This is a genomic window from Pedobacter hiemivivus, from assembly GCF_004331685.1.
GTDB classification, from domain to species: Bacteria; Bacteroidota; Bacteroidia; order Sphingobacteriales; family Sphingobacteriaceae; genus Pedobacter; species Pedobacter hiemivivus.
The window spans coordinates 375,998-382,806 of the sequence record NZ_SJSM01000005.1; the positions used below are offsets into that span (position 1 = coordinate 375,998).

The 6,809-nt window shown below is 39.7% G+C and carries 3 protein-coding genes and 1 rRNA gene; 2 read left to right on the forward strand and 2 right to left on the reverse strand.

What is annotated here, in order from left to right; translation table 11 throughout:
- The first annotated feature begins 63 nt into the window (after nucleotides 1-63).
- Both pafA and EZ444_RS12060 read left to right on the forward strand, forming a co-directional pair.
- Entirely contained in the window at nucleotides 64-1,725 is a 1,662-nt protein-coding gene (gene pafA / locus EZ444_RS12055) for an alkaline phosphatase PafA (RefSeq protein ID WP_131609107.1), read from the forward strand.
- Between the two features lie 150 nt (nucleotides 1,726-1,875).
- Nucleotides 1,876-5,268: a methylmalonyl-CoA mutase family protein gene (locus EZ444_RS12060; protein WP_131609109.1), complete on the forward strand. Its 3,393-nt coding sequence runs from the start codon at nucleotides 1,876-1,878 to the stop codon at nucleotides 5,266-5,268.
- Between the two features lie 96 nt (nucleotides 5,269-5,364).
- Here the strand turns inward: EZ444_RS12060 and EZ444_RS12065 are convergent, their stop codons facing one another.
- Both EZ444_RS12065 and rrf read right to left on the reverse strand, forming a co-directional pair.
- The gene (locus EZ444_RS12065; RefSeq protein WP_131609111.1) at nucleotides 5,365-6,345 is read right to left on the reverse strand and encodes an acyl-ACP desaturase; all 981 of its coding nucleotides are present in this window, start codon (nucleotides 6,343-6,345) and stop codon (nucleotides 5,365-5,367) included.
- 264 nt (nucleotides 6,346-6,609) lie between these two features.
- A 5S ribosomal RNA gene (rrf, locus tag EZ444_RS12070) occupies nucleotides 6,610-6,721 on the reverse strand.
- Between the last annotated feature and the right edge of the window lie 88 nt (nucleotides 6,722-6,809).

Below are 6,809 nucleotides of genomic sequence, written 5' to 3' on the forward strand. Positions count from 1 at the left end.
TCACATCTTTAAATGAACCTTAAGGCGCTGCATAAAAGCACGCTAACCAATAAACAATACACAATGAGAAAAATTTATTTATTATTTACCGCACTTATCCTGGTCAGCCAGATATCAACGGCTCAACAAAAGACCACTAAGACAAAAGTATCTTCTTCTGAGGGAGTAAAGAGACCGAAAATTGTTGTGGGCCTGATTGTAGATCAAATGAGATGGGATTACCTTTACAGGTATTACAGCAGATATTCAAATGGTGGTTTCAAAAGATTAATCAATGAAGGTTTCTCTGCCGAAAACACTTTAATCCCCTATACCCCTACCATTACGGCTTGCGGACACTCCAGTATTTACACCGGATCCACTCCAGCAATCAATGGAATTGTAGGTAATGACTGGTATGACCGTAAATTAAAAAGGGATATGTATTGTGCGGAAGACACCACCGTAACTACTGTTGGAAGCACTTCAAGGGCAGGCGTAATGTCACCCAAAAATATGTTGACCACCACCATTACCGATGAACTTCGTTTAGCGACCAATTTCAAAAGTAAAGTAATAGGTATTTCGCTTAAAGATCGCGGTTCGATCCTACCAGCTGGACATGCTGCCAATGCAGCTTACTGGTTTGACTCGCAAAGTGGCAACTGGATTACCAGTACCTACTACATGAAACAGCTGCCAACCTGGGTTCAGGATTACAACAAACAAAAGCCAGCAGATCAGTTTTTCGCAAAAAACTGGAACACGCTTTATCCTATTGAAAGCTATACACAGAGTACTGCTGATAATAAAATATATGAAAGGAAAACAAGAGGCGAAGAAACACCTACTTTCCCTCACCCATTAAAGCTTTACATAGGCAAAAACTACGAAATCATTAAAAGTACGCCTTATGGAAATACGATGACGCTTGATCTGGCTAAATTGGCTATTGCGTCAGAGCAAATGGGGCAAAACAATACAACAGACTTCTTAGCAGTAAGCTGTTCAGCCACAGATTATGTAGGTCACCAATATGGTCCTAACTCTATAGAAGCCGAAGATACCTACCTGAGACTCGATAAGGATCTGGAAGATTTCTTTAATTATCTGGATAGCAAATTTGGTAAAGGAAATTACTTGTTCTTCCTTTCTGCAGATCATGGAGCAGCACATGTTGCTGGTTTTATGACTGAAAATAAGTTACCCGGAGGAACCTTTAGTGAAGGTCCTGTTCTGAAAAAGATAAATACCTTGATAGCGGAAAACTTTAAAGTAAAAAATGCAATCGAATCCTCTGCAAACGGTCAGCTTTACTTTAACCGCGAAGCCATAAAATCTGCAAAAGCAGACTTTGATGCCATAAAATCATTGGCGATAGATATACTGCGAACTCAAGATGAGGTTTTTGATGCGGTTGACTTGAGTAAACTTGCCGTAACCACCTTACCTGAACAGCTAAAAAAATCACTCACTTATGGTTACAATTATGGCAGAAGCGGCGACGTTTACTACGTGTTAAAATCAAACTATTTTAGCGGTAGTAGCACAGGTACAACACATGGTGCTTGGGCTCCATATGACGCACACATTCCTTGTGTATTTATGGGATGGAATGTAAAGCCAGGAAAAACCAATAAACAACACTACATGACGGACATTGCGGCGACTTTAGCTGCTATGTTACACATACAAATGCCTAGTGGCTGCATTGGCGAACCGATAACGGAGCTAACCCACCAATAAAAGAGGCGATTCTATTAGCATTAAAAGGCCGTTCTGGAACAAAAACCAGAACGGCCTTTTTGTTTATCAGCTTAGTGTATTTGATGGGCCTATTTCTACCCGCCTCCGCCCAGTTTTTGTTACCTTTGTCTACCGATTATAAAACCTATTATGGAGCAAATTGAAATCTATAAACCTAAACATAAAATCCGTTTTGTTACTGCTGCTGCTCTTTTTGATGGACACGACGCTACAATTAACATCATGCGCCGCATCCTACAATCCTCAGGCGCAGAAGTTATACACTTAGGCCATAACCGCTCGGTGGATGAGGTCGTAAATTGTGCAATACAGGAGGATGTTCAAGGTATTGCCATGACATCTTATCAAGGTGGTCATATAGAGTATTTCAAATATATGTACGACCTGTTGAAAGAGCGTGGTGCAACCCATATTAAAATATTTGGTGGCGGCGGTGGTGTAATACTACCTTCAGAAATAGAAGAACTTCAAGCCTATGGCATAACAAAAATATTCTCTCCAGATGATGGTCGTAAAATGGGACTCCAAGGCATGATCAATAGCATGTTGGAGCAAACGGATTACATCACTACAAAATCATTAAACGGAGAGCTTAAATCTATCCCTCAGAAAGATGTTAAGAGTATTGCTGCTGCCATTACAGTAGCCGAAAATGATCCTGAAGCTGCGCTAAAATTTGTAAATGAATTAAAAAAGCTAACCTTAAGTAATCAGGCGCCGGTATTGGGCATTACAGGAACAGGTGGCTCTGGAAAATCATCTCTTGTAGATGAGCTGGTGAGGAGATTCTTAATAGAAGTAAAAGATAAAACGTTGGCAATTATATCTGTCGACCCATCTAAACGTAAAACAGGTGGTGCATTGTTGGGCGATAGGATTCGTATGAATGCCATCAATAACCCGCGTGTATATATGCGCTCGCTGGCCACCAGACAAGCCAATCTTGCCTTATCTAAAAATGTACAGGAAAGCATTGACATCTGCAAAGCCGCCGGATATGACCTTATCATTGTCGAAACCTCAGGAATTGGCCAATCTGATACCGAGATCACCGAACACTGCGATGTATCTTTATATGTAATGACGCCAGAGTTTGGGGCGGCTTCACAGTTGGAAAAAATCGACATGCTTGATTTTGCTGACCTGGTAGCTATAAATAAGTTTGACAAAAGAGGTGCTCTTGATGCCTTAAGAGATGTACGCAAACAATATAAACGCAATCATAACCTGTTTGATGCCAAGGATGAAACCATACCGGTATACGGCACCATGGCTTCTCAATTTAATGATCCAGGTATGAATAACCTGTTTACTTCATTAATGGATAAGATTGAAGAGAAAACAGGTGTTAAGTTTGATGCCCAGATGGAACTTACAGCTGAGCAATCAGAAAAAATATACATCATTCCACCAGACAGGATCAGATACTTAGCAGAAATTGCAGAATCCAGTCAAACCTATAATGAATGGGTTGAAAAACAAAGTACCATCGCCCGCAAACTGTACCAATTACAGGGAGTAATCCAACTATCACAAGAACAACATACAACAAAAGACATTCCTGCAAGCGAAAACCTTACAGAGACACTTCAGGATATATATAAACATTTGGAGGAGCAATTGGGTGGAGAATGCAAGCGCCTACTCCGTCAATGGCCCGAAACGAAACTTAAATACAAGCAAGAGTTTTTTGTTTACAAAGTAAGAGATAAGGAAATTAAACAACCATTGTTCTATGAATCCTTATCAAAACTACAAATTCCAAAAGTATCATTACCTAGATATGAAGACTGGGGAGATATCCTCCGCTGGCTCTTAACAGAAAATGTACCGGGAGAATTTCCTTATGCAGCAGGTGTATTTCCATTAAAGCGCGAGGGAGAAGATCCAACACGTATGTTTGCCGGTGAAGGTGGTCCGGAACGAACCAATAAAAGGTTCCATTATGTTTCCTTAGGTCAACCTGCCCATCGTTTATCTACGGCCTTCGACTCCGTTACTCTGTACGGTGAGGATCCACACATCAGACCTGATATATATGGAAAAATTGGTAACTCAGGGGTAAGTATAGCCACTATTGATGATGCTAAAAAATTGTACTCAGGTTTCGATCTTTGTGCGCCTTCTACATCCGTATCCATGACCATCAATGGTCCTGCACCTATGTTACTCGGCTTTTTCATGAACGCAGCAATTGATCAGCAGTGCGAAAAATACATTGTAACACATGGATTAGAAAAAGAAGTTAACGAAAAGATCAAACAAATCTACAAAGCCAAAGGACAAGAAAGGCCAACTTATAGTGGCTCACTTCCTGAAGGAAACAATGGACTTGGCTTAATGCTTTTAGGTGTTACTGGTGATCAGGTTCTACCTGCCGATGTTTACGCGAAAATACGTGCACATGCCATTAGCACTGTCCGCGGTACCGTTCAGGCGGATATTCTAAAAGAAGATCAGGCCCAAAACACTTGCATCTTTTCTACAGAATTTGCCTTAAGGATGATGGGTGATATCCAGAGCTATTTTATTAGCGAAAAGGTACGTAATTTCTATTCTGTATCCATTTCAGGCTATCACATTGCAGAAGCCGGTGCAAACCCAATCTCACAACTGGCCTTTACGCTAAGTAATGGTTTTACATTTGTAGAGTATTATTTGAGCAGAGGAATGAATATTGACGATTTCGCACCTAACTTATCTTTCTTCTTCTCTAACGGTATTGATCCTGAGTATTCTGTTATTGGTCGTGTTGCACGCCGTATATGGGCTAAGGCAATTAAAAATAAGTACAAGGGAAATGACAGATCTCAAAAGCTAAAATATCACATTCAAACATCCGGGCGCTCCCTTCATGCTCAGGAAATAGACTTCAATGATATTCGTACCACACTGCAGGCTTTATATGCCATATATGACAACTGCAATTCGCTACATACCAATGCATATGACGAGGCCATTACCACCCCTACCGAAGAATCTGTTCGCAGGGCGATGGCCATTCAGCTGATTATAAACCGTGAACTCGGACTTGCTAAAAATGAAAACCCTTTACAGGGAGCCTTTATAATCGAAGATCTTACGGATCTGGTAGAAGATGCCGTATTGCAAGAGTTTAAGCGTATCAACGACAGAGGAGGTGTATTGGGAGCGATGGAAACCATGTACCAACGTGGAAAAATCCAAGAAGAAAGCTTATACTATGAAACCTTAAAACACACCGGAGAATATCCTATTGTTGGAGTTAATACTTTCCTAAACAAGAATGGCTCGCCAACAATTGTCCCAGGAGAAGTTATTCGTGCAACAGAAGAAGAGAAGCAGTATCAAATAACTGCACTTCAATTGTTCCAGGACAGAAATGTAGACAACGCTGAACTTGCATTAAGAAATTTGCAAAAGTCAGCTGTTGCAGGAGACAATATATTTGAACAGCTCATGGAAGTATGTAAAATATGTTCATTAGGGCAAATATCGAATGCTTTATATGAAGTAGGTGGACAATATCGCAGAAACATGTAACCAGGCTGTAACCGATCGAAATGATTGCGTACGGCTATAAACGAAAGAAGGCTGAATAATTAATTATTCAGCCTTCTTTCGTTTATCTAACTTCAGCTAAGCATGTATCCAGCTAAACTTATAATCCATTGTTGGTGTTTTCATCCGTTCTGCAACACGCAACAAACGAGAAGGTAATGCCATAATATAATCTCTAGCTTTTTCACCTGCTTCATTTAAATCACGCATGCTATCTAATTTCCACTCTTCAATTAACTGTTGCATAATCTCAACATAGTCAATCGCAGTATAAACTCCTAAACGCTGAGCCGCATCTGTAAAATGACCAAAGGTTTGACCAATTTTCAGTCCCATTTCACGAAGGAAATGTGCTGGCATAACAATTTTCTGACGCATCATATCTTCAAAAGCGATCATTGCTTCATTAGGATCTACTTCAAAAATCTTACTCATAAAATCTTTGTAAGCTTTTGCATGACGAGCTTCATCAGAAGCAATAACACCACACATTTTAGACAATAATGTATCTCCATCTTTTTTCGCTAATGAAGCTACCCTTCTGTGCGAAATATTGGTTGCCAATTCCTGGAAACTAGTATAAATAAAGTTTCTGTAAGGATCATGACCAGTACCGATGTCAAAACCATCAGCAATCAGATATTGTGTCGAAATTTCCATCTGACGCATATCAACGCGACCAGAAAGGTAAAGATATTTGTTTAGCAAATCACCATGCCTATTCTCTTCTGCAGTCCAGTGCCTGTTCCATCTCATCCAACCTCCATCTTCTCTACGACTTACACCTTCTACCATGGCTAACCATGATTCATATGTAGGTAAAGCTTCTTCTGTAATAGTATCGCCTATCAAAACTGCTACCAGATCATAAGATAGATCGTTAGCATTTTCACGTAGCACTTTTATATCCTGGAAAAATGTATCGCTTGTAGAATCAGGCAAAAAATCAGATGGCTGCCAATTTGTATCAATCGGTTTTAAGTAGGTATCCATCATTTCAAGCATATACTTCTCAATGTGCACCATTACTTCCCCTCTTTTCTCTGCGAAAAAACTCATTAGTTTATATTTTAATTTTGTATCAAAGATAACCAAAAAATGGACAAAATAAGTGACGAAGATCACTTATTCACAATTTAGTTCTACATATTTATCATCAATAAGATAAAATTTGGCGTAGCACATAAAATGCGGTTTGGCCCAATTAAAAAATCCTACATATACTATCAAAAATCCCATAAACCTTTGACAGAAATAAGGGAAAATAAAAATGTTATAAACAAGAAAAGCCGATAGTCTTTATGACTACCGGCTTTCTATAAGATTTGGCACCGACCTACTCTCCCACGTGTTACCGCAGTACCATCGGCTCTGGTGGGCTTAACTTCTCTGTTCGGAATGGGAAGAGGTGGACACCACCGATATAGGCACCTAAATATTTTTAAATATCTAGTATATATCGTTTCGCTTTTGTTGCTCAGCTTACGCCTTGCTCGATTTGTTACTAAACAAATGACATATTA